Source organism: Streptomyces novaecaesareae (assembly GCF_000716875.1).
GTDB lineage: Bacteria > Actinomycetota > Actinomycetes > Streptomycetales > Streptomycetaceae > Kitasatospora > Kitasatospora novaecaesareae.
Map to the genome: position 1 here is coordinate 1 of NZ_JNWQ01000038.1, position 22,163 is coordinate 22,163.

The 22,163-nt window shown below is 72.8% G+C and carries 21 protein-coding genes and 2 pseudogenes; 15 read left to right on the forward strand and 8 right to left on the reverse strand.

Going from position 1 to position 22,163, the window contains the following annotated elements; genetic code table 11:
- From OP86_RS16530 to OP86_RS16545, 4 genes and pseudogenes are all read left to right on the forward strand, one after another.
- Positions 1-188: pseudogene (locus tag OP86_RS16530) on the forward strand (ATP-binding protein); the annotation flags it as partial.
- A gap of 75 nt (positions 189-263) precedes the next feature.
- Positions 264-494 carry a hypothetical protein gene (locus tag OP86_RS16535; protein ID WP_030055451.1) on the forward strand — a complete coding sequence of 77 codons (231 nt, stop codon included), beginning with the start codon at positions 264-266 and terminating at the stop codon, positions 492-494.
- 21 nt (positions 495-515) lie between these two features.
- On the forward strand, positions 516-1,817 hold the full coding sequence (locus OP86_RS16540) for an amidase (protein ID WP_030255426.1): 1,302 nt from the start codon (positions 516-518) through the stop codon (positions 1,815-1,817).
- Positions 1,818-2,198: 381 nt separating this feature from the next.
- Positions 2,199-3,020 (forward strand): protein phosphatase 2C domain-containing protein, encoded by an 822-nt coding sequence (locus OP86_RS16545; protein WP_030255429.1) that lies wholly within the window; start codon positions 2,199-2,201, stop codon positions 3,018-3,020.
- Positions 3,021-3,122: 102 nt separating this feature from the next.
- On the opposite strand, the gene OP86_RS16550 is transcribed toward OP86_RS16545, so the two are convergent.
- Positions 3,123-4,082 carry a pirin family protein gene (locus OP86_RS16550; RefSeq protein WP_030055447.1) on the reverse strand — a complete coding sequence of 320 codons (960 nt, stop codon included), beginning with the start codon at positions 4,080-4,082 and terminating at the stop codon, positions 3,123-3,125.
- A 170-nt stretch (positions 4,083-4,252) separates the two neighbouring features.
- A complete protein-coding gene (locus OP86_RS16555; RefSeq protein WP_030055446.1) occupies positions 4,253-4,756 on the reverse strand; it encodes an SseB family protein in 504 nt (167 codons plus the stop codon).
- 214 nt (positions 4,757-4,970) lie between these two features.
- Here OP86_RS16555 and OP86_RS16560 point away from each other — a divergent pair, with 214 nt between their 5' ends.
- Both OP86_RS16560 and OP86_RS16565 read left to right on the forward strand, forming a co-directional pair.
- Complete coding sequence (locus OP86_RS16560) at positions 4,971-6,800, forward strand: acyl-CoA dehydrogenase (RefSeq protein WP_030055445.1); 1,830 nt, start codon at positions 4,971-4,973, stop codon at positions 6,798-6,800.
- 192 nt (positions 6,801-6,992) lie between these two features.
- The gene (locus OP86_RS16565) at positions 6,993-8,300 is read left to right on the forward strand and encodes a M18 family aminopeptidase (RefSeq protein WP_030255433.1); all 1,308 of its coding nucleotides are present in this window, start codon (positions 6,993-6,995) and stop codon (positions 8,298-8,300) included.
- Positions 8,301-8,404: 104 nt separating this feature from the next.
- Here OP86_RS16565 and OP86_RS16570 read toward each other — a convergent pair whose 3' ends face one another.
- Both OP86_RS16570 and OP86_RS16575 read right to left on the reverse strand, forming a co-directional pair.
- A complete protein-coding gene (locus OP86_RS16570; RefSeq protein ID WP_030055442.1) occupies positions 8,405-10,225 on the reverse strand; it encodes an NHL domain-containing thioredoxin family protein in 1,821 nt (606 codons plus the stop codon).
- Positions 10,226-10,274: 49 nt separating this feature from the next.
- On the reverse strand, positions 10,275-10,784 hold the full coding sequence (locus OP86_RS16575; RefSeq protein ID WP_030255436.1) for a GNAT family N-acetyltransferase: 510 nt from the start codon (positions 10,782-10,784) through the stop codon (positions 10,275-10,277).
- 131 nt (positions 10,785-10,915) lie between these two features.
- Between OP86_RS16575 and OP86_RS16580 the strand changes: the two genes are divergently transcribed.
- On the forward strand, positions 10,916-11,404 hold the full coding sequence (locus OP86_RS16580) for an LURP-one-related/scramblase family protein (RefSeq protein ID WP_030055440.1): 489 nt from the start codon (positions 10,916-10,918) through the stop codon (positions 11,402-11,404).
- Positions 11,405-11,431: 27 nt separating this feature from the next.
- A pseudogene (locus tag OP86_RS34835) lies at positions 11,432-11,536 on the forward strand (DUF350 domain-containing protein); the annotation flags it as partial.
- Positions 11,537-11,575: 39 nt separating this feature from the next.
- Here the strand turns inward: OP86_RS34835 and OP86_RS16585 are convergent.
- The gene (locus OP86_RS16585) at positions 11,576-11,923 is read right to left on the reverse strand and encodes a winged helix-turn-helix transcriptional regulator (protein WP_030055439.1); all 348 of its coding nucleotides are present in this window, start codon (positions 11,921-11,923) and stop codon (positions 11,576-11,578) included.
- A gap of 181 nt (positions 11,924-12,104) precedes the next feature.
- Here OP86_RS16585 and OP86_RS16590 point away from each other — a divergent pair, with 181 nt between their 5' ends.
- The 5 genes from OP86_RS16590 to cutA all read left to right on the forward strand — a co-directional run bounded on the left by OP86_RS16590 (position 12,105) and on the right by cutA (position 16,370).
- Positions 12,105-12,932, forward strand: coding sequence for an NAD(P)-dependent oxidoreductase (locus OP86_RS16590; RefSeq protein WP_051830168.1), 828 nt, complete (start codon positions 12,105-12,107; stop codon positions 12,930-12,932).
- A gap of 23 nt (positions 12,933-12,955) precedes the next feature.
- On the forward strand, positions 12,956-13,525 hold the full coding sequence (locus tag OP86_RS16595; protein WP_078588440.1) for a GNAT family N-acetyltransferase: 570 nt from the start codon (positions 12,956-12,958) through the stop codon (positions 13,523-13,525).
- Between the two features lie 414 nt (positions 13,526-13,939).
- A complete protein-coding gene (locus OP86_RS38085; RefSeq protein WP_030255445.1) occupies positions 13,940-14,917 on the forward strand; it encodes a hypothetical protein in 978 nt (325 codons plus the stop codon).
- Positions 14,918-15,108: 191 nt separating this feature from the next.
- Positions 15,109-15,993 (forward strand): class I SAM-dependent methyltransferase, encoded by an 885-nt coding sequence (locus OP86_RS16605; protein WP_030055436.1) that lies wholly within the window; start codon positions 15,109-15,111, stop codon positions 15,991-15,993.
- A 35-nt stretch (positions 15,994-16,028) separates the two neighbouring features.
- Positions 16,029-16,370 (forward strand): divalent-cation tolerance protein CutA, encoded by a 342-nt coding sequence (gene cutA, locus OP86_RS16610; RefSeq protein WP_030055435.1) that lies wholly within the window; start codon positions 16,029-16,031, stop codon positions 16,368-16,370.
- A 104-nt stretch (positions 16,371-16,474) separates the two neighbouring features.
- On the opposite strand, the gene metG is transcribed toward cutA, so the two are convergent.
- The 3 genes from metG to OP86_RS16625 all read right to left on the reverse strand — a co-directional run bounded on the left by metG (position 16,475) and on the right by OP86_RS16625 (position 19,443).
- Complete coding sequence (metG, locus tag OP86_RS16615; protein ID WP_030055434.1) at positions 16,475-18,208, reverse strand: methionine--tRNA ligase; 1,734 nt, start codon at positions 18,206-18,208, stop codon at positions 16,475-16,477.
- Between the two features lie 189 nt (positions 18,209-18,397).
- Complete coding sequence (locus OP86_RS16620; RefSeq protein WP_030055433.1) at positions 18,398-18,598, reverse strand: DUF397 domain-containing protein; 201 nt, start codon at positions 18,596-18,598, stop codon at positions 18,398-18,400.
- Positions 18,595-19,443: a helix-turn-helix domain-containing protein gene (locus tag OP86_RS16625; RefSeq protein ID WP_030055432.1), complete on the reverse strand. Its 849-nt coding sequence runs from the start codon at positions 19,441-19,443 to the stop codon at positions 18,595-18,597. Before OP86_RS16625 ends, OP86_RS16620 begins: the two co-directional genes overlap by 4 nt.
- Positions 19,444-19,768: 325 nt before the next feature.
- On the opposite strand from OP86_RS16625, the gene OP86_RS36620 reads away from it, so the two are divergent.
- Together OP86_RS36620 and OP86_RS36625 are read left to right on the forward strand one after the other, a co-directional pair.
- Positions 19,769-19,924 carry a hypothetical protein gene (locus tag OP86_RS36620; RefSeq protein WP_157849752.1) on the forward strand — a complete coding sequence of 52 codons (156 nt, stop codon included), beginning with the start codon at positions 19,769-19,771 and terminating at the stop codon, positions 19,922-19,924.
- Between the two features lie 90 nt (positions 19,925-20,014).
- Positions 20,015-22,156, forward strand: a complete 2,142-nt coding sequence (locus OP86_RS36625) for a protein kinase domain-containing protein (protein ID WP_051830160.1) — start codon at positions 20,015-20,017, stop codon at positions 22,154-22,156.
- Positions 22,157-22,163 lie beyond the last annotated feature (7 nt).

Genomic DNA, 22,163 nt, shown 5'->3' on the forward strand with positions numbered 1-22,163 from the left:
CCCCCACCCTCCGCCCGGTCGACCTCGACACCCTCCCCGACCTCACCGCCGAATCCGGCCGCGGCCTCTTCCTGATCCACGCCCTCACCGACCACGTCCAGCTCCGCAACCACCCCCTGCGGGGGGCGATCGTGAGCTTCGACAAGATCCTCAAGTGGCAGGACGGGGCGCTGCTGCGGGCGTCCTGAGGGGCCGGGTGGGTTGCGCGGGCTGCGGGCGCGGGTCCGGTTGCCGGGGGGTGGAGGGGGCCGGACGATGGGGGAATGATGCACCAGATGCGAGCCGAGTACGGCGCCGGCGGCGCGGCCGAGGGGGTGCGGCTGTGGCACGTGGTCCGGGGCGAGGAGAGCGTGGCGATGTGCGGGCGGGAGCTCGACCCGCAGGCGGAGGTGCGGGTGGCGGTGGACTGGGGGAAGACCCCGGAGCTGTGCTGCCACACCTGCGGGGCGTACTTCCTGCGCGAGGCGCCGTACCTGGCGGCCGAACACCAGTAGATCCGGTCTACCGTGGTCGGCATGGAGGAACCCCTCGTCCGGCCGAGGCCGTTGACCCGTGAGGCCGCCGCGCTGCGGGCCGGCGTGCCGGGGCTGTCCGAGTACGTCGACCGCTTCTGCGCACTGGTCGAGCGGGTGGACCCGCTGATCCACGCGTTCGTTCCGGAGCCCGGGCGGCACGGCCGACTGCAGGCGCAGGCGCGGGAGTTGGAAGCGCGGTACCCGGAGGCGGACGGGCGGCCGCCGCTGTACGGGGTGGCGGTGGGGGTCAAGGACATCGTGCACGTGGACGGCCTGCCCACGCACGGCGGGTCGGCGCTGCCGCCCGGGGTGCTGGCCGGGCCGCAGGCCGCGGTGGTGGACCGGCTGCTGGCGGCGGGGGCGCTGGTCGCGGGCAAGACGGTGACCGCCGAGTTCGCGGCGACCGCCCCGGGGCCGACCCGCAATCCGCACCATCCGGGGCACTCCCCGGGCGGATCCAGCAGCGGTTCGGCGGCGGCGGTCGCGGCGGGGCTGGTGCCGCTGGCGGTCGGCACCCAGACGGTCGGCTCGGTGATCCGCCCGGCCGCGTACTGCGGGGTGGTGGGCTTCCGCCCGACGTACGGGCGGATCCCGATGGACGGGGTGATCCCGAACGCGCCGAGCTTCGACACCCTGGGGGTGCTCACCGCCGACCTCGCGGGCGCGGCCCTGGCGGCCTCGCTGCTCTGCGACGACTGGCGCCAGGTGGAGCAGGGCCCGGCGCCCGTGCTGGGGGTGCCGGGCGGGACGTACCTGGAGCGGGCCGAGCCGGCCGCGCTGCGCGCCTTCGAGGAGCAGCTGGAGCGGCTGGCGGCAGCCGGGCTGACGGTGCGCCGGGTCGAGCTGTTCCCGGACTTCGCCGAGGTCGGGCGGCAGTTGCAGTTCGTCAACCGGTTCGAGCTGGCCCGCAGCCACGCCGACTGGTTCGCCCGCTTCGGCGGCCTCTACCGGCCGGAGACGGCGGCGAGCATCAGGGTCGGCCAGGCCGTCGCGGCCGAGGACCGGGTGACGGCGCTGCGGTACCGGGAGCGGCTGCGCGAGCGGGTCGCGGCGGCGGGTGCGGCGGCCGGGGTGGACCTGTGGCTGACGCCCTCGGCGACCGGCGGGGCGCCGGAGGGCCTGCACGGCACCGGGGACGGGGTGATGTCGCTGCCGTGGAGCTTCCTCGGGCGGCCGGCGCTGAGTCTGCCGGCCGGGCGGACCGCGGACGGGCTGCCGCTGGGCCTGCAGGTCGTCGGGACGGAGGGCGGGGACGAGCGGCTGCTGGCCCAGGCGGCAGTGCTGGAGCGGGAGTTGGCGTGACGTCGGGGCGCCGACGAGGTCGGCTGCGGCGGTGATCCGTCCGCCGGGGCCGGGTGTGGGGTCAGGATTCCTCGCCGCGCTGTTCGTCGGGGAAGCGCGGTCCGCCGATCAGGAAGAGCAGTGCGGCGGTCGGAAAGCCGAGTGAGGCGGCCAGCACCACGATGAACTGCCAGAACATCTTCCGCTCCTCGTCAGTCGCGGGCCGCTGGGACACCCGAAGGTGCTGCCAAACCTGACCCGCCCCGATTGGCCGAATTGTCCGGTCCCTGTCCGACGGTATGGCCGAATCGCCCCGGCTGCCACCGGGCGGCGGGGCGCGGCCCGCGCCACACCGGCGCACGGGGCTGGGCGCGGGCCGGGGGCGGCGGCCACACTGTCGGGATGCAGCTACAGCTCGCAGGGGAAGCACGGCGGCCCGACCGCGAGAGCGAGGACTTCGCGGCGGCCTCGCCGGAGGCGCTGGTCCTGCTGGACGGCGCGAGTTCGCCGGCCGGCCTGGACTCCGGGTGCCGGCACGGAACGGCCTGGTACGTGCGGCGGCTGGGCGTGCACCTGCTCGCCCGGCTCACCGACCGGGCCGACCGCTCGATCGCCGAGTGCCTGGCCGACGCCATCGTGGAGACGGCTGCGCTGCACGGCGGCCGCTGCGACCTGGCCCATCCCAACACGCCCGCCGCGATGGTGGTCGCGGCCCGGCGGCACGGCGAGGCGCTGGAGTACCTGGTGCTCGGCGACTCGCTGCTGGTGCTGGAGTTCAAGGACGGCCCGCCGAAGGTGATCGGGGACAACCAGCGCTTCCCCGGCGGGGAGGAGCTGCGCCGCCAGGTGTGGTCGACCGTGCCCGGTTCGGCCGAGCGGGTGGCACTGCACCTGGAGTACGCGCTGGCCGTCCGCGCCGCCCGTAACCGGGGTACCGGGCCGTGGATCGCCGCTGCCAGTCCGCGGGCGGCCGAGCACGCCGAGACCGGCTTCGTCCGGCTGGAGCAGCTGCACGCGCTGGCCGCCCTCACCGACGGCGCCTCGCGCTACACCGAGCGCTTCGGGCTGGGCAGTTGGGGCGACGTGCTGCGGCTGCTGGCCGAGTCGGGCCCGGGCGAGCTGATCGCCCAGGTCCGCGCGGTGGAGCGGGCGGACGCCACCTGCGAGCGCTGGCCGCGCGGCAAGACGCACGACGACGCCTCCGCCGTCTACGCGTTGCTGTAGGCGGCGGAGGCGCTGACCGGGAGGATGGGACTCCGGAGGCTTCCGGTACGAACATGCGCGAGGGCCCGGACCGTGTGGTCCGGGCCCTCGCGGTGGCAGCGGTCAGCTGGCGTCGGTCGGGATGGTGCCGAGGCGGCCGGCCTGGAAGTCCTCCATGGCCTGCTGGAGTTCGCGGTGACTGTTCATCACGAACGGCCCGTACCAGGCGACCGGCTCGCGGATCGGCAGGCCGCCGAGCAGGACGACCTCGAAGTTGGCGTTGCGGGAGTCCTGGCTCTCGTCGGCGCGGATGGTGAGGGAGTCGCCGTCGCCGAACAGGACCGCCTGGCCCATGTGGAACGGGCGGCGCTCCTGGCCCGCCGAGCCCTTGCCCGCCAGGCCGTACGCCAGGGCGTTGAAGTCGGAGCGCCAGGGCAGGGTGATCTGGGCGCCGGGGCTGATCGAGGCGTGGATCATGGTGATCGGGGTGTGGGTGGCACCGGGGCCCTGGTGGCCGTCGATCTCACCGGCGATGACCCGCAGCAGGGCGCCGCCGTCCTCGGTGCTGAGGAGCTTGACGCTGCCGCCGCGGATGTCCTGGTACTTCGGGGCGATCATCTTGTCCGAGGCGGGCAGGTTCACCCACAGCTGGAGGCCGTGGAAGAGGCCGCCGGACATCACCAGCGACTCCGGCGGGGTCTCGATGTGCAGCAGGCCGGAGCCGGCCGTCATCCACTGGGTGTCGCCGTCGGTGATGACGCCGCCGCCGCCGTGCGAGTCCTGGTGGATGAACGTTCCGTCGATGATGTAGGTGACGGTCTCGAAGCCGCGGTGCGGGTGCCAGGGGGTGCCCTTGGGCTCTCCGGCCGCGTAGTCCACCTCGCCCATCTGGTCCATCATGATGAACGGGTCGAGGTACTTGGTGTCGATCTTGGCGAAGGCGCGGCGGACGGGGAAGCCCTCGCCCTCGTAGCCCTCGGGGGCGGTGACCACGGTCCGAACCGGCCGGGCGCTCGTGACGGTGGCGTCCGGCGTGGTGACGCGGGGGAGGGTCAGCGGGTTGTCGACGGTCACGGCGGGCATGTCGGCCTCCTTCGAGGGGGGTTCGTGCGGCCTACGTCCACGAGATTAGTTCAATTCTCAACAACAAGCAAGTTGAAAATTGAACTATGTGGCGACGGAGGAGCCAGGGCTCCTCTTCCAGGGTGGGTCGGCCGTCCGCGAAGCGCCAGCCGACGGCCGCGACGCGGTCGTCAGCCGTACATGCGGCGCATGGTGAAGTCGACCATCTGCTCGACGGCCTTGGCGTCGAACACCATCCGGTGCTCGCCCTCCATGTCCAGCGCGAAGCCGTAGCCGGTGGGCAGCAGGTCCAGGATCTCGGCGCCGGTGACGGTGAAGTGCTTGGAGTCCTTGCCGGCGTAGCGGCGCAGCTCCTTCAGGGAGCTGAACATCGGGATCACCGGCGTCGGGGTGTTGTGCAGCGCGAGGAAGCCGGGGCGGTCGCCGCGCGGGCAGTGCACCTTCGAGGTGATGAAGATCGCCTGGAAGTCCTCGACCGCCATCGAGCCGGTGGTGAAGGCGCGGACGGCGTCCGCCAGCGAGGGCGGGGACGGCTCCGGGTAGAGCGACTGCTGGTCGGCCTGCGGCTGCGCGCCGTAGGCGTCGGGTCCGGGCATGCCGTTCATGCCCGGCTGCGGTCCCGCCTGCTGCTGGTAGGGGTCGCCCGGGTATGCGTTCTGGTCATATCCGTACACACGGACAGGCTAGCGGGAGCGCACCCGCCCGCGCTGGCGCCGATCCTGACAAGGAGTGGCCGTCCCGGCTTGTGGGACGTGACCACGTTCATAGCGGATTCACCGTCGGGGGCTTGCCCAAGTTACCGCTGGGTAGCATCATGATGCCTACTGGTGGGTACGGGACGCCGGAACGCGGCGGTCTCCCGGAAGCGACGAACCGGAGAAAACGGCCATGGGTCACTACAAGTCCAACCTGCGTGACGTGGAGTTCAACCTCTTCGAGGTGTTCGGCCGCGAGCAGGTCTACGGCACCGGACCGTTCGCGGACATGGACGTCGAGACCGCGAAGAACATCCTCAGCGAGATCGCGCGCCTCGCCGAGAACGACCTCGCCGCGTCCTTCGTCGACGCCGACCGCAACCCGCCGGTCTTCGACCCGGAGACCAACACCGCGCCGATCCCGGCCTCCTTCAAGAAGAGCTACCAGACCTTCATGGACGCCGAGTGGTGGCGCCTGGGCATCCCGGAGTCGATCGGCGGCCAGGTCACCCCGAACTCGCTGATCTGGGCCTTCGCCGAGCAGATCCTGGGCTCCAACCCGGCCGTCTGGATGTACTCCTCCGGCCCGGCCTTCGCCGGCGTCATCGCCGAGGAGGGCACCGAGGAGCAGCTGGAGGTCGCCAAGCGGATGACCGACCGCCTGTGGGGCTCCACCATGGTCCTCACCGAGCCCGACGCGGGCTCCGACGTGGGCGCCGGCCGCACCAAGGCGATCCAGCAGGAGGACGGCTCCTGGCACATCGAGGGTGTGAAGCGCTTCATCACCTCGGGCGAGCACGACATGTCCGAGAACATCATCCACATGGTGCTGGCCCGCCCCGAGGGCGGTAAGCCGGGCACCAAGGGCCTGGGCCTGTTCATCGTCCCCAAGTTCGACTTCGACTGGGAGACCGGCGAGCTGGGCGAGCGCAACGGCGTCTACGCCACCAACGTCGAGCACAAGATGGGCCTCAAGGCCTCGAACACCTGCGAGATGACCTTCGGTGCCAAGCACCCGGCCAAGGGCTGGCTGCTGGGCGAGAAGGTCGACGGCATCCGCCAGATGTTCAAGATCATCGAGTTCGCCCGCATGATGGTCGGCACGAAGGCCATCGCCACCCTCTCCACCGGCTACCTGAACGCCCTGGAGTACGCCAAGGAGCGCGTGCAGGGTGCCGACATCTCGCAGTTCCTGGACAAGACCGCCCCGCGCGTCACCATCACCCACCACCCGGACGTGCGCCGCTCGCTGCTGACCCAGAAGGCCTACGCCGAGGGCATGCGCGCGCTGGTCCTGTTCACCGCGTCCACGCAGGACGACATGATGGCCGCCAAGCTGCGCGGCGAGCGCGACGAGGCCGCCGAGCGCCTGAACGACCTGCTCCTGCCGATCGTCAAGGGCTACGGCTCGGAGAAGTCCTACGAGCAGCTCGCCCAGTCCCTGCAGACCTTCGGTGGCTCCGGCTACCTGCAGGAGTACCCGATCGAGCAGTACATCCGGGACGCCAAGATCGACACCCTGTACGAGGGCACCACCGCCATCCAGGGCCAGGACTTCTTCTTCCGCAAGATCGTCAAGGACGGCGGCCAGGCGCTCACCGCGCTGTCCGAGCAGATCCAGAAGTTCATCGGCTCCGCCGCCGGCGGCGACGCCCTGGCCGCCGAGCGCGAGCTGCTCGCCAAGGCCGCCGGCGACCTGGAGGCCATCATCGGCAAGCTGCTCGCCGACCTGACCTCGGTCGAGCAGGACGTCAAGAACATGTACAAGGTGGGCCTCAACACCACCCGCCTGCTGATGGTCTCCGGCGACGTCGTCGTCGGCTGGCTGCTGCTGCGCCAGGCCGCGGTGGCCCTGGCCAAGCTGGAGGCCGGCGCCTCCGAGAAGGACGTCCCGTTCTACCAGGGCAAGGTCGCGGCGGCCCGCTTCTTCGCCAAGAACGTCCTGCCGACCGTCGCCCCCCAGCGGGTGATCGCCGAGGGCATCGACAACGAGATCATGGAGCTGGCGGAGGAGGCCTTCTAGGCCCCGAGCCCTTCTGACCGCCTGACGAAACCCTCACACCGAAGGGCCCGGCTGCCACCGGGCCCTTCGGTGTTTCCCGTGGTTGCGTCCGGGGCGAGAGGTTCCGAATGCCCTGTCCGTGTACGGGCATATGCTCAAGGTGCGAAGCCGACTCCCCAACCGGTTTCGGTCCTCCCTCGACTCAGGAGCAGTATGTCGACCGCCGCCCGCCAGGCATTCTTCGACCGGACGCACAGCGACGATCTGATCGCCTTCCTCGGCACCTCGCCGTCCCCGTACCACGCGGTCGCGAGCGCCGCGCAGCGGCTGGAGAAGGCGGGCTTCCGGCAGGTCGCCGAGACGGACGCCTGGGACGGCTCCGTCGGCGGGCGCTACCTGATCCGCGGCGGCGCGCTGATCGCCTGGTACCTGCCGGAGGGCGCGGGCCCCGAGACCCCGTTCCGGATCGTCGGTACCCACACCGACTCGCCCAACCTGCGCGTCAAGCCGCTGCCGGACACCGGCTCGGCGGGCTGGCGGCAGGTCGCGGTGGAGATCTACGGCGGTGTCCCGCTGAACACCTGGCTGGACCGCGACCTCGGCATCTCCGGCAGGCTCGCGCTCAAGGACGGCACCGTCCGCCTCGTCCAGCTGGACGAGCCGCTGCTGCGCGTGCCGCAGCTCGCCATCCACCTGGACCGCCAGGTCAACGAGGGCATGAAGCTCGACAAGCAGCGCCACCTCACCCCGATCTGGGGCCTCGGCCCGGTCGACGAGGGCGCGCTGATCTCCTACGTCGCCGAGCGGGCCGGGGTGGCCGCCGACGACGTGGTCGGCTGGGACCTCATGACGCACGACGTCCAGCCCGCCTCCTACCTCGGCCGGGACCGCGAGCTGCTGGCCGGCCCGCGCCTGGACAACCTGCTCTCGGTGCACGCGGCCACCGCCGCGCTCGCCGCCGTCGCCACCGCGGACGGCGCCGCCGGGCTGCCGTACATCCCGGTGCTGGCCGCCTTCGACCACGAGGAGACCGGCAGCGAGTCCGACACCGGTGCGCAGAGCCCGCTGCTCGGCAACGTCCTGGACCGTTCGATCCACTCGCGCGGCGGCACCCCGGAGGACCGCGCCCGGGCGCTCGCCGGCACCGTCTGCCTCTCCTCGGACATGGGCCACGCCGTCCACCCGAACTACAGCGAGCGGCACGAGCCGGGGCACCACCCGATGCCGAACGGCGGGCCGATCCTCAAGGTCAACGTCAACAACCGCTACGCGACCGACGGTGTCGGCCGGGCGGTGTTCGCGGCCGCCTGCGAGAAGGCGGGGGTGCCGTGGCAGACCTTCGTCTCCAACAACGCGATGCCCTGCGGTACGACGATCGGCCCGATCACGGCGGCGCGGCTGGGCATCAAGACGGTGGACTGCGGCATCGCGGCGCTGTCCATGCACTCGGCGCGCGAGCTGTGCGGCGCGGAGGACCCGTACCTGCTGGCGAGCGCGATCAAGGCCTTCCTGGAGGGCTGATCCCCCTTCATCCCCCTTCCGACACGACGGGGCCCGGCGGAGAACGTCTCCGCCGGGCCCCGTCGTCGTACCCCCGCCGTCGTCCGGGCCGGGGGCTCCGGGGGCTACTCCATCCCGGCAAGCACCAGCGGGAGGCGGCGGGCGCCGTCGGCGACCAGCTTCACCGGCACGCCCCAGTCCTGCTGGTGGACGTGGCAGGCCGGGTACTCGATCTCCGGGTCGTCGTCGCAGGAGGCCGCCATCGCCGAGACGTGCAGCACGCCCTCGGTGACCTCGTCGGAGAGCACCAGTTCGCGGGAGAGGTCGCTCTCCGCGCCCGCGCCGGAGACCAGCAGCTCGGGCGGGGTCGAGCTGACCAGCAGTCGGGTGGACGGGCCGTAGCGCTCGTCCAGCTTCTGGCCGCTCGGCGCCGAGAAGACCACGTCCAGCCGGAAGGCGCCCGGCGCGACCTCGGTGGCCGCGCGCTGGGTGCGGTGCGCCACCGACTCGACCCGTACCGCCTCCTCCGGCAGCCGCAGCCTGGTCAGCCGGTGCCGGGCCGACTCGACCACCACGATGTCGCCGTCCACCAGCACCGCCCCGGAGGGCTCGCGCAGGTCGGTGGCCAGCGTGCTGACCTCGCCGGTCGCCGGGTCGTAGCGGCGCAGCGCGTGGTTGTAGGTGTCGCTGACGGCCACCGAGCCGTCCGGCAGCACGGTGACGCCCAGCGGGTGCTGGAGCAGGGCCTGGTCGGCGGCGCCGTCGCGGTGGCCGAAGTCGAACAGGCCGGTGCCGACGGCGGTTTCGACCGTCCCTGTTTCACGTGAAACCACGCGCAGCGCGGAGGTCTCGGAGTCGGCGACCCAGAGCTTCCCGCCGTCCGCCGAGACCGCGAGGCCGGACGGCTGGGCGAACCAGGCCTCGGCGGCGGGCCCGTCCACCAGGCCCTCGTTGGTGGTGCCCGCCGCGACGCCGACCGTGCCGGCCGCCGGGTCGTACGCCCACAGCTGGTGCACACCCGCCATCGCGATCCACACCCGGCCGTCGAACCAGGCGACGTCCCACGGTGAGGACAGGTCCACCTCGCGGGCCGGGCCCTCGGTGGCCGAGCCCTGCCACCACTGACGGCCGGTGCCGGCCAGCGTGGTCACGCTGCCGTCGGCCAGCCGCAGTCCGCGCAGGGCGTGGTTGACGGTGTCGGCGACGACCACGTCGTAGTCGTACGGGTGGCCTTCCGGCAGCAGCGCCAGGCCCTGCGGCTCGCTGAACCGGGGGCTGGTGCCGTCCACCAGGCCGCGCTGCCCGTCGCCGATCCGGCGCACCACCGTCTCGCCGTCCTCGGCCAGCTCGACCAGCGAGTGGTGGCCGGAGTCGGCGACCAGGAAGTGACCGTTCGGCAGCCGGACGGCCTTGCCGGGGAACTTGAGGTCCCCCGCAGTCGGCTCCGGCGCCACGTACGGGCCGTCGCCGCGGCGCAGCGTGCCCTTCGCGGCGTGCTCGGCCTCCAGCTCCTCGACCAGCCGGGCGATCGCGTGGGCGTGGCCCTCACCGGCGTGCTGGGCGACGACGTAACCCTCCGGGTCGATCACCACCAGCGTCGGCCAGGCCCGGACGGCGTACTGCTTCCAGGTGGCCAGCGCCGGGTCGTCCAGCACCGGGTGGTGCACCTCGTACCGGGCGACGGCGTCCACCACGGCCTGGTGGTCGGCCTCGTGCACGAACTTCGGCGAGTGCACCCCGACGATCACCACGGTGTCGCGGTGCTTCTCCTCCAGCTCCCGCAGCTCGTCCAGGACGTGCAGACAGTTGATGCAGCAGAAGGTCCAGAAGTCCAGGATGGTGATCTTGCCCCGGAAGTCGGCGAGCGTGAGCTCCTTGCCGCCGGTGTTCAGCCAACCGCCTGCCCCGACCAGCTGGGGGGCGCGTACACGTGCACGAGATGCCATGCCCCAATGAAACCGCACGTCCGCTGCCCGCATTCCGGGCGTCCCGGGTTCAGCGGGTGAGGTCGGCCTGCCAGCGCGTTTCGCCGTCCTGCTGTTCGGTGGTGGGGTGCAGGCCGAGGGCGATGGCGACCTTGGCGGAGGCGTGGTGGTCGGGGTGGATGTGGGCGACGGCGGTGGGGACGCCGGCGGCGGTGAGGTGGGCGAGCAGGGCGCGGGCGGCCTCGGTGGCCAGGCCGCGGCCCTGCCAGGGGGTGCCGACCACCCAGGCGAGTTCGGCCTCGGCGGGGCGGACGGTGGCCTGCACGTAGCCGGTGAGGGCGCCGTCGGCGCGCAGCCGCAGCACCCAGTTGCCCCAGGCCTCGGCCGGATCGGGGGAGCCGGCGGCGAGCCGGGCGCAGCGGGCGCGCATCTCCTCGACGGTGGCGGGGCGGCCGCCGGTGAAGGCGTGCAGGGCCGGATCGGCGAGGGCGGCCGCCAGCTCCTCGGCGTGCTCGGCGGCGATCGGCAGCAGGTCGAGGCGCTCGCTGCGCAGCGGGACGGCGGTGGGGTCGGGACGCATGACGGCCATTGAAGGCGATCGGGCCCCCGCCGTGCGACGGGGTTTCCCACGGGTGCTTCGTGGCGGTGCTTTTCGGCGGGCGGGGGCGCGGGGTCGAATGGGGCCGACGTCTACACGGAGGAGGCCCCACGGTGCGGTACCTGGTCAGGGAGAAGCTGTTCGCGGTCGGCGACGACTACTGGATCGAGGACGACCGGGGCCACAAGGCGTACCTGGTGGACGGCAAGGTGCTGAGGCTGCGGCACACCTTCGAACTGAGGGACGCACATGACCGGGTGGTCGCGGTGGTGAAGGAGAAGATGCTCACCGTCCGCGACGCGATGAAGATCGAGGACGCCGACGGCGAGGTGATCGCGACCGTCCGGGAGAAGCTGCTCACCCCGTTCCGCGACAAGTACCTGGTGGAGCTGGCCTCCGGCGGCGAGCTGAAGATCCACGGCAACCTGATCGACAAGGACTACCGGATCGAGAACCAGCACGGCGACGAGCTGGCCCGGATCAGCCGCAAGTGGTTCCGGATCCGGGACACCTACGGGGTGGAGATCGCCGACGGCGCGGACACCGGCCTGCTGCTGGCCATCGCGGCCTGCGTGGACCACCTGGTGCACGAGGAGCACTGAGCCGGCCCCGGACCCCGGATGCGGATCCGGCTCGGCGCGATCCTGGTCGAGCCGGAGCCGCATCCAGCGGTGTGGGTGTCGGCCGGCTGCAACCTCGCGGTGGCGGCGGTGGTGTCGGCCGCGATCGCGTAGCGCCCGGTCGGCCCGGCGGCGGGTCGGCCTCGCGGCTGGTCACGCCGGGTGGGGCGCGCCGCCCAGGACGTGCTCCCGGCCCCACGCGCCCAGCGGTCCCAGCGCCGCGTTGAGGCGCTGCCCCACCTCGGTCAGCGTGTACTCGACCCGGGGCGGCACCTCGTCGTACGCCTCCCGGTGCACGATGCCGTCCGTCTCCAGCTCGCGCAGGTGCGCGGCCAGCACCTTCTCGGTGATCCCCGGCACCTGGCGGCGCAGTTCGCCGAAGCGGCAGCTCCCGTGCTGGTCCAGTGCCCAGAGGATCAGCACCTTCCACTTGCCGCCGATCACGTCCATCGCGGCGTCGATCCCGCAGACGTACGCCCCCGGCCTCGGCACGGTCGCCATGCCCACCCCTTCCGACCTGGATACTGACCCCAGGGTAACCACCCACTTCGAAGTGCGTACTTGATCGTTTCCGGGGCCGGCGCGGAGGCTGACTCCCGTGACGAACAAGCCTGTTGAGAACGCATCCGAGAACGCATCCGAGAGCCCGCTCACCCCGCTCACCCTGCTCGGCCTCGGCGCCATGGGCACCGCGCTGGCCGAGGCCTGGCTCACCGCCGGGCACCCGCTGACCGTCTGGAACCGCACCGCCGCCCGGGCCGACGCGCTCGCCGTCCGCGGCGCCGCCGTCGCCCCCACCGTCGCCGAGGCCGTCGCGGCGAACCGCCTGATCGTCGTCTGCCTGCTCGACGACGCCTCCGTGGACGACGCGCTGGCCGGCCTCGACCTGACCGGCAAGGACCTGGTCAACGTGGTCACCAGCACCCCCGGGCAGGCCCGCGCCCGCGCCGCCTGGGCCGCCCGGCGCGGCGCCCGCTACCTGGACGGCGGGATCATGGCCGTCCCGCCGATGATCGGTGTCCCGGCGGCCGGGCCGTACGTCTTCTACAGCGGCCCGTCCGAGCTGTTCGAGGAGCACCGCGCGGTGCTCGCCGCGCCGGCCGGCACCCGGTACGTCGGTGAGGACGCCGGGTACGCGGCCCTGCACGACGTGGCGCTGCTCAGCGCGATGTACGGGATGTTCGCCGGGGTCGCGCACGCCTTCGCGCTGGTCCGCGGCGAGGCCGTCGCGCCGGGCGACCTCGCGCCGATGCTCAGCGACTACGTCACTGCGATGACCCGGTCCATCGCCGGCACCGCGGAGCAGCTGGAGAGCGGCGACTACACCAAGGGCGTGGTGTCCAACCTGGCGATGCAGGTGGCCGGAAAGGGCACGCTGCTGCGCACCGCCGAGGAGCAGGGGGTGAGCGCCGAACTGCTGGAGCCGTACTTCCGGCTGATGGAGCGCCGACTGGAGGTCGGCAGCGGCGAGGAGGACCTGACCGGGGTCGTCGACCTGCTGCGACGGTGAGGGGCGGCCGGTAACGTACCGGCATGGCAGACCTTGAAGAACGCGCCGATGTCGTCGCGTCCGGCTCACGGCAGACCGGGGCAGGGGTGGTGGTCCGACCTCGCCGCGGCGACGACCTCGCCGACTGCGTCCGGGTGTTGGGCGACGTGCACACCGCCGACGGCTACCCCGCCGACTGGCCCGACCGCCCCGCCGCCTGGCTCACCCCGGACGGCCTGCTCGCCGCCTGGATCGCCGAGTCGCAGGGCCGGCTCGCCGGACACGTCGGCCTCGCCCGCAGCGCCCCGGGCGACCTCGCCCCCGCCCTGTGGAGCCACCGCACCGGCGGCCCCCCGGCGCTCACCGCCGTGATCGGCCGCCTCTACGTCGCCCCCGGGGCGCGCGGCCACCACATCGGCGCCCGCCTGCTGGCCTGCGCCGTCACGCACGCGCGGGCGCTCGGCCTGCACCCCGTCCTCGACGTCCTCGCCACCGACACCGCGGCCGCGGCCCTCTACCGCCGCCTCGGCTGGACCCACCTCGGCAGCGGCGACCAGCAGTGGGCCTCGGGCCGCACCGTCACCGTCCACTGCTTCGCCGCCCCGAGGGCCTGACCCGGCCCGCCCGACCCGGCCCGCCCGACCCCGGTGGTCGGGCGGGGGCGCCACACCGGAGCGACTCCGAACCGTCGGTCGGCCTCACGGCCGAACGGGGGTACGGCGAACTCGGCCGCCACATCCGGCAGGAGCCGGTGATCGAGTACCGCGCAGCTGCCAGGCAGCCCGCGCCGACCGCGACATGGTCGAGCACGGCCTTGCACCGCGCCGCGAGTTCGCGCTGCGTGATGGTCTTCCTGGCGCCGGGCTCGCCCGCACCACCCGGCCGTGGGGGCCGGGCCCGGTGCGGGCTTCTCCTCGACCTCGTGGGCGACCCGGCTCCGCGCGTTGCCGCCGGATCCCTCGGGCGGGGGAGCCGGATCGTCGTGTGGGCGGAGGTCGCGGCCGGGGGGTGCGGGCGAGTCTGGGGGCATGGTGAAGCACGGGTGGGTGCGGGACGGTCGGGCGGTGGCCGGCTGGGGTGTCGGATACGCCGGGTTCGGGGTGGGGTGCGCGCTGAGCGGGACGGCGCTGCTGGGCGCCTCCTGGCTGGGGTGGGTGGTGGCCGGGGTCGGGCTGGCGGCCGCCGGGGCCGGGTGGGCGGCGGTGCGGCTGCGGCCGTCGGCGGGGCTGCGGTGGGTGCTGTGGGGGTTGTGCGGGCCGGCCGCGGTGGCCGCCTGGGGCCTGCTGATGGACGTGGTGACGCTGCTGTTCGGGCAGCGCGTGGACAGCGTCCCCGATACGGTGCACCGGGTGCTCGCGGCGGTCGGGGCGGTGCTGCTGGCCGGTGCCGCCGGTGCCCGGCGGCCGGTCGTGGACGGCGCGGAGACGGCCGGCCCGGCGGCCGCGCCGGTACCCCCGGCGGCCCCTTCGGCGGCCCCGGCTGCCGTCCAACTCGCCGCCTGGGCAGGGACCTTGGCCTTCGTGCCGTATGTGGTGATGAAGCTGATCTGGGCGTTCGGCGGCAGCTTCGCCGGGATCAGCGGCGACCAGATGTACGCCGACTACGTGCGCAACGGCTCCTCCGGGCTCTGGCTCGCCCTGGAACGCTGGGGACTGGACGGCACGGTGCTGCTCGCGATGATCGGGGTGTTCCTGCTGTGGGGGCTGGTCCGGCCCTGGGGGTTGGTCTTCCCGCGCTGGACCCTGCCGCTGCGCGGCCGTCGCGTCCCGCGCTGGCTGCCGCTCACCCCGGCGCTGATCGGCGCGGCCACGCTGGCGCCGTACGGGCTGGTCGGCATCGGCTACCTGGCGCTGTGCACGACCGGGGTGACGCAGATCAGGACGGGCGCGCTCGCCACGGCCGGGCAGGCGCTGCAGATCTCCTGGGTCGGGATGTTCTCGTTCGCCGGGTACGGGGTCGCGCTGGTGGTGGCCGCCCGCTCGTACTGGCGGCGGACGGCGGCGTGACCGGGACCGGGCCGGTTTGCTGAGGTGGCAACAAAGCTTGCCGATGACTGACGGCTGGTCGCAGCCTGGCCGTGGAGGTGAGCGCCATGAGCGAGACGAGGACGACGGCGAGGACGGTACCGCGCGTCCGGCGCCGCCGTGCCCGCCTGAGCCGGGAAGCTTCTCGTCAACCACGAACGGAGTGCAACGACATGACCGCACACCAGCACCAGCACCACCACGGCCATGGCCACGGTCACGGCCCCGCCGCCGACTTCGACTGGGACGCGCTCGCCGCACACCTGGAGCACGAGGCCGACCTGCGGGCCGACGCCGTCACCGAGGCCGCGCGGTGGCTGACCGGCCTGTACGGGGACGGCACCGTCCGGCGGGTCCTCGACGTCGGCAGCGGGCCGGGAGTGATCGCCGCACTGCTGGCGGACGCCTTCCCGGCGGCCGAGGTGGTGGCCGTCGACCAGTCGGCTGCCCTGCTGGAGCGCGCCCGGACCCGCTCCGGAGGCCGGCTCGGCACCCAACAGGCCGACCTGCCGGCCGAGTTCGACAAGCTCGGCGAGGCCGACCTGATCTGGTCCGGCAACGCGATCCACCACCTCGGCGACCAGCAGGCCGCGCTCGCCTCCCTCGCCGGGGTGCTGCGCCCCGGCGGGCTGCTCGCCGTCGCCGAGCGCGGCCTGCCGCCGCGCTACCTCCCCCGCGACTTCGGCCTCGGCAGGCCCGGCTTCCAGGCCCGGCTGGACGCGGCCCACGAGGACGGCTTCAGCACCATGCGGGCCGAACTGCCCGGCAGCACCGAGGAGATCGAGGACTGGCCGGCCATGCTGGACCGGGCCGGCCTGGTCCCGAGCGGCACCCGCACCTTCCTGGTCGACCGCCCCGCCCCGCTCGACCGCCCCACCCGCGAGTACCTGCACACCCAGCTCGGCCGCCTGCACGACCGGCTCGCCGACGCCCTCCAGCCCGAGGACCGTACGACCCTCGAAGCCCTCCTCGCCGAGGACGCCCCCACCGGCATCCTCCACCGCCCCGACGCCTTCTACCTCTCCGCCATGACCGTCCACACCGCCCGTAAGCCCTGAGCCGCCGCGCCCGCCCCCGGCGGTACCGTCGGGGCATGACAGCGAGCGAGCAGCGCTTCGTCGTGGTGACCACCACCCACGAGAGCGAGGAGCAGGCCCGGGCCCTGGCGTCCGCCGTGGTGCGCGAGCGGCTGGCGGCCTGCGCCCAGGTGTACCCGGTGCGGTCGGTGTACCGGTGGGAGGGCGAGGTGCAGGACGCCGAGGAGTGGCGGATCGACCTCAAGACCCGGGCCGAACTCGCCGACCGGCTGGGCGCGTTCGTCGCCGAGCGGCACTCGTACGAGACGCCCGAGGTGATCGCCGTGCCGGTGGCGGCCGGCAGCCCCGGCTACCTGGACTGGGTGGCGGCGGAGACGGCGACCCCGGAAGGGCCGTAGCCCAGGGCGGACGCCGGTCGACCGGCCGTACGGACGGCGCAGGGCCCGGAGGATCGATCGCCTCCGGGCCCTGCATCCGTGTGCCGTTCCCGGCCCTGCCGGTCTCAGCCCTCCAAGCCGCCGAAACGCGCCGTCCAGGCCGCCAGGTCCTCGTCGGTGATCTTGGCGAACAGCACCGGCGGCACCGTGAACGCCGTCCCGGCCGGCACCAGGTCCAGTGCCCGCGCCTCCTCCGGGCCCACCCAGTGGCGGGTGGCCGCCGGGGAGTCCGCGGGCAGCGCGAAGGCCCCGCGCATCGCCGCGGCCGCGGTCGGGATGAACGGCTCGGACACCACCGCGTACAGGTGGATCAGGTTCATCGCCGTGCGCAGGGTCAGCGCCGCCGCCTCCGGGTCGGTCTTCACCTGCAGCCAGGGCGCCTTCTCGTCCAGGTAGGCGTTGCCCGCGCTCCACAGCGCGCGCAGAGCCTGCGCCGCCTTGCGGAAGTTGAGCGCCTCCAGCTGGGTCTCGTACTCGGCGAGCAGTTCGGCGATCTGCTCGCCGAGGCGCTGCTCGGCCTCGCCCGGCGCGTGGCCGCCCGGGACGTCGTCGCCGAAGCGCTTGCGGCTGAAGGACAGCACCCGGTTGACGAAGTTGCCGAGAGTGTCGGCGAGGTCCTTGTTGACGACCGAGGCGAAGAGGTCCCAGGTGAAGCTGGAGTCGTCGGACTCGGGGGCGTGCGCCATCAGGAAGTAGCGCCAGTAGTCGGCCGGCAGCAGCTCCAGCGCGACGTCGGTGAAGATGCCGCGCTTCTGGCTGGTGGAGAACTTCCCGCCGTAGTACGTCAGCCAGTTGAAGGCCTTGACGTAGTCGACCTTCTTCCACGGGCGGCGCGAGCCGAGGATCGTCGCCGGGAACATCACGGTGTGGAAGGGGACGTTGTCCTTGGCCATGAACTCGGTGTACCGGACGGTCTCGTCGGCCTCGTACCACCAGGACTTCCAGTCCCGCAGCTGCCCGGCCGGGGCCGCGTCCGCCCACTCCTTGGTGGCGCCGATGTACTCGATCGGGGCGTCGAACCAGACGTAGAACACCTTGCCCTCGGCGGCCAGTTCGGGCCAGACGTCGGCCGGCACCGGGACGCCCCACTCCAGGTCGCGGGTGATCGAGCGGTCCTGCAGGCCCTCGGTGAGCCACTTGCGGGCGATCGAGGAGGCCAGCACCGGCCAGGAGTCGGCGTGGGCGGCGATCCAGTCCTCGACCTCCTCGGTCAGCTTCGACTGCAGCAGGAACAGGTGCCTGGTCTCCCGGACCTCCAGGTCGGAGCTGCCGCTGATCGCCGAGCGCGGCTCCAGCAGGTCGGTCGGGTCCAGCACCCGGGTGCAGTTCTCGCACTGGTCGCCGCGCGCCTTGTCGTAGCCGCAGTGCGGGCAGGTGCCGACGATGTAGCGGTCCGGCAGGAAGCGGCCGTCGGCGTTGGAGTACACCTGGCGGATCGCGCGCTCCTCGATGAAGCCGTTGCGCTGCAGCTCGCGGGCGATCTCCTGGGTGATCTCCCGGTTCTGCGGCGAGGAGCTGCGCCCGAAGTGGTCGAAGGAGAGCCCGAAGCCGTCGTACACCGCCTTCTGCGCCTCGTGCGCCCGGGCGCAGAACTCGGCGACCGGCAGCCCGGCTTCCTGGGCGGCCAGTTCGGCGGGGGTGCCGTGCTCGTCGGTGGCGCAGATGAACAGCACCTCGTGGCCGCGCTGGCGCAGGTAGCGGGAGTAGACGTCCGCCGGGAGCATGGACCCGACCATGTTGCCCAGGTGCTTGATCCCGTTGATGTAGGGAAGGGCGCTGGTGATCAGGTGCCGAGCCATCCTCGGATGCTCCGATTTCTCCCGCACGCGCACCCCCACCCGGGGTGCTGTGCCAGGCGCAGGGGTCCACTGTGGGCTGCCAAGCCTACCGCTGCGGGGGGCTCCGGCGGCGGGCGTCACGCCCGGCGGCGCGGTCGCCGTCACGCCCCGCGGCACGCCCGGCGGCCCGTCCCGCGACACGCTCCGGGGTCACGGTCGGGCGGAGTCGCCGTACCGGTCGAACTCCCCGGCCTTGACCCCGCGGACGAAGGCGGCCCACTTGCGCGGCGTGGTCCGCACGACGACCTCGGGCAGGTCCGACTCGCGGATCTCCACCAGGCCGCCCGCCGCTCTGACCTCGACGCAGTCGGTGCTCTCGCCGCTGGCGGACGCCTTGCGCCACGTACTCATGCGAAGTCTTTCAGTAAGGCCCGGATGAAGTCCCGGGACTCGTCCGACCCGAGCGCGATCGCCGCGGTCTCCTCCTTGATCCGGCGGTAGGAGGCCAATTCGGCCTGGGTGTGTACGAACTTCGGCCCGTGGGAGAGGTCGATCTGGACGGTGTCGAGCTCCGGGACGGGCCCGCGGGCGAGGTAGAGGCTCTCCCCGGACCCGGTGTAGGTGGGCACGCTGAACGGGATCACCCGGATCTCCACCTCGGGCCGTTCGGAATTCTCCAGCAGGCTCCGCAACTGCTCGCGCAGCACTTCGGGACCGCCGAACTGCATGCGCAGCGCGGATTCGTGCAGGAATGCGCTGTACGGCTTCGGGCGGTCGACGAAGATCTGCTGGCGCTGAATCCGGAATGCCTTCCGGACTTCCGCCTCCTGCCGGTACTGCGGGGGCAGCCGCTCGAACACCGCGACGGCGTACGCCGGGGTCTGCAACAGGCCGGGGATGAACGTGCTGTTCAGGATGGACAGTGAGGCGGCGTGGTGCTCCATCTCCGCGATGTCGATGATCGCGTTCGGCAGCCGGCCGCGGTAACTGTCCCACCAGTACTTGCGCCGGTCCTGCGTCATCGCCAACAGGGCGTCCAGGTACGGGCCGTCCTCGCAACCGCAGGTACGGGCCCAGGTCCGCAGCCGTTCGGCGCTGATGCCCGATTTCCCGTTCTCCATCTGGGAGATCTTGGGCAGGTCGGTGCCGATGGTCGCGGCCAGGCTTTTGGGCGTCACGCCCACGTGTTCGCGCATCCTGCGCAACTCGATCCCGAGGCGCTGCTGGCGAACGGTCGGCGACAAGCGGGGTGGCATGACTCTCTTCTCCGGATCGCGGCTCGGTCGATGCTTCCGGTGAAGTGTGCCGCGCATACCGGGTGCTAGCTACCGAAATGGGGGATACCCCACGATGGAGTGAACGTTCTCCCGCTCGGTAGCAACTCTGGCACCCTGACTCTATGGTCGTCCGTGTCACTCGCTGACTAGTTGCCGCCTAAACAATCATCAATCAGCCGTAATTACACACCAGATGCATGGTCGCGGCGCCCCGACATCACCGACCGGAGACAGCCATGCCCCTTCCCCTGACTCACCGCCTTCCCCGCCACCCCCGCTCTCCCCGCCGAATTTCCGTATCCCGGTGAATGCGCTTCTCGTCGCCGCATTGTCCGCACTCCTCCTCGCCGTCCTTTTCGTCGGCTGGCTGGTCTGGCTGGTCAACCTCCAACCCCGGCAACCCCGCCCGGCGAAGCGCGGTATCGCGGCCGGCCATTCCGTCACCGGCGAGCGGAAATAGCGTTCGCGGCCGTCCCGCAGGGAGTCCGGTCACCCGACGTCGGTACGATCACCCGGCAATGCCGAAAGGCACCTTGGTACGGGGGATCAGATGGAGCCGCTGCACAGCACCGACCCGGAGGCCATCGGGCCGTACCGTCTGCTCGCCCGCCTCGGCGCGGGCGGCATGGGCCAGGTCTACCTGGCCCGGTCGGCCGGCGGGCGCACGGTGGCGGTCAAGACGGTCCGGCGCGAACTCGCGCAGGACCGCGAGTTCCGTGCCCGATTCCGCCGCGAGGTCGCCACCGCGCGGGCCGTGGACGGCGCCTACACCGCACCCGTGACCGACGCGGATCCGGACGCCGAATTCCCTTGGCTCGCCACCGCCTTCGTTCTCGGCCCCTCGCTGATCCAGGCCGTGCAGGAGTTCGGCCCGCTGCCGGTGCCGTCCGTGTGCGCGCTCGGCGCTCGGCTGGCGGAGGCCCTTGAGGCGATCCACCGGGCCGGGGTGGTCCACCGCGACCTCAAGCCCTCCAACGTCCTGCTCGCCGCCGACGGTCCGCGCGTGATCGACTTCGGCATCGCCCGTGCCCTGGACGGCGACACCGTGACCCGGACCGGCGCGGTGATCGGCTCGCCCGGCTTCATGTCCCCCGAGCAGGCCTCCGGCCGCCCGACCGGGGCGCCCGGCGACGTCTTCTCGCTCGCCTCCGTCCTGGTCTTCGCCGCGACCGGACACGGCCCGTTCGACAGCGCCTCCGGCGCGGCCGCCCAGCTCTACAAGGTGGTCCACGAGGAACCCGACCTCACCGACGTCCCGCCCGCCCTGCGCGCCGTCCTGGAAGACTGCCTGCACAAGGACCCGGCCCAGCGGCCGCTCCCCGCCCGACTGCGCGACCGGTTCTCGGCCGGGGCCCAGGCCGGCGAGTGGCTGCCCGCCCGGGTCGCGGCCGCCCTGGCCCGGCACGCGGCGGCGGTGATGGACCTGGAGGTCCCCGCGGCCGCCCCGGCCGCGCCCGCGCTGCCCCCGACCCGGGTCGAGCGTCCGGCTCCGGAACCGCCCACCGCCCGCCCGCCCCTGCTCTCCCGGCGGCGGCTGCTCCTGTCCGGCGGCGGACTCGCGGTCGCGGCCGCCGTCGGCGGCACCGCCTGGGTGCTCACCCACCGGGACACCACCGCATCCGACTCCGCCGGGGGGTCCGCCCCGAAGCCCGTGTGGGCCCGTACGGTCGCGGGCACGTCCCCGGCCTACCGTCCGGCGATGGTGCTCGGCGAGCAGATATACGCCGACGCCGACGGACTGACCGCCCTGGACGCCGCCGACGGCACCCTCCTGTGGCACCGGAAGAACGACGCCGCGGACGACTATCAGGTGGCCGGTGGCGAGCTCTACAGCATCGCGGGTGCCCAGGTGCAGCGGGTCGCACCCGCCGACGGCGCGGTCAGCTACGGCTCCCGCTCCGACTACGGCAGTGGCCGGACCCTCGACGTCGAGACGGTCGTGGCCGCCACCGACCAGGCGGTCTTCGCCAAGGTCACCGTCACACCGCCGGACTCCACCGGCGGCACCAAGGGCCTGATGGCCTTCCGCCGGGGCCTGTCCGGGCAGCTCTGGTTCGAGGAGGACCCGGACATCGCCGACCTGAAGACCCCCGGCGTGGTCAGCGGCGGCACGTTCCTCCACCTCGACGACAAGAACGCCGTCGTCGCCCGTCGGATTGCCGACGGCAAGCGCCTGTGGCGGACGCAGACCGGTGGCAAGGAGGCCTGGCCGGTGTGGTGCGACGACCAGCGCGCCTACTGCGCCATCGACGCCAACGACCTCCAGGCGGTCAACCTGGCCGACGGCAAGCAGGCGTGGCGCGTCAACGCCGAGCCGGGCGGCCGGGTCGGCGCCCTGCTGGCCGCCGACGGCGTCGTCTACCTGAGCGACGGCGCCGAGGCCGTCTCCGCCTACGACGCCGCGACCGGAAAGATCCGCTGGACCTGCGTCCTCCCCAACACCCCCGAGGCCGCCAACGCCCCGGTCCTGGCCGGCGGCACCCTCTTCATCGCCGGCCGGACCTCGGGCAAGGACGGCAAGCCCTGCGTCCACGCCGTCGACGCCGCCGCCGGCAGCCTGAAGTGGACCTTCACCGATCCCGCCTACCGGGAGGGCAGCGACCCCAGCCTGGAAACCTGCCAGTTGAGCACCGACGGCAGGCTCGTCTTCGTCTGGCTCAAGAACACCCTGACCGCCCTCCCCGCGGCCTGAGCCCTCC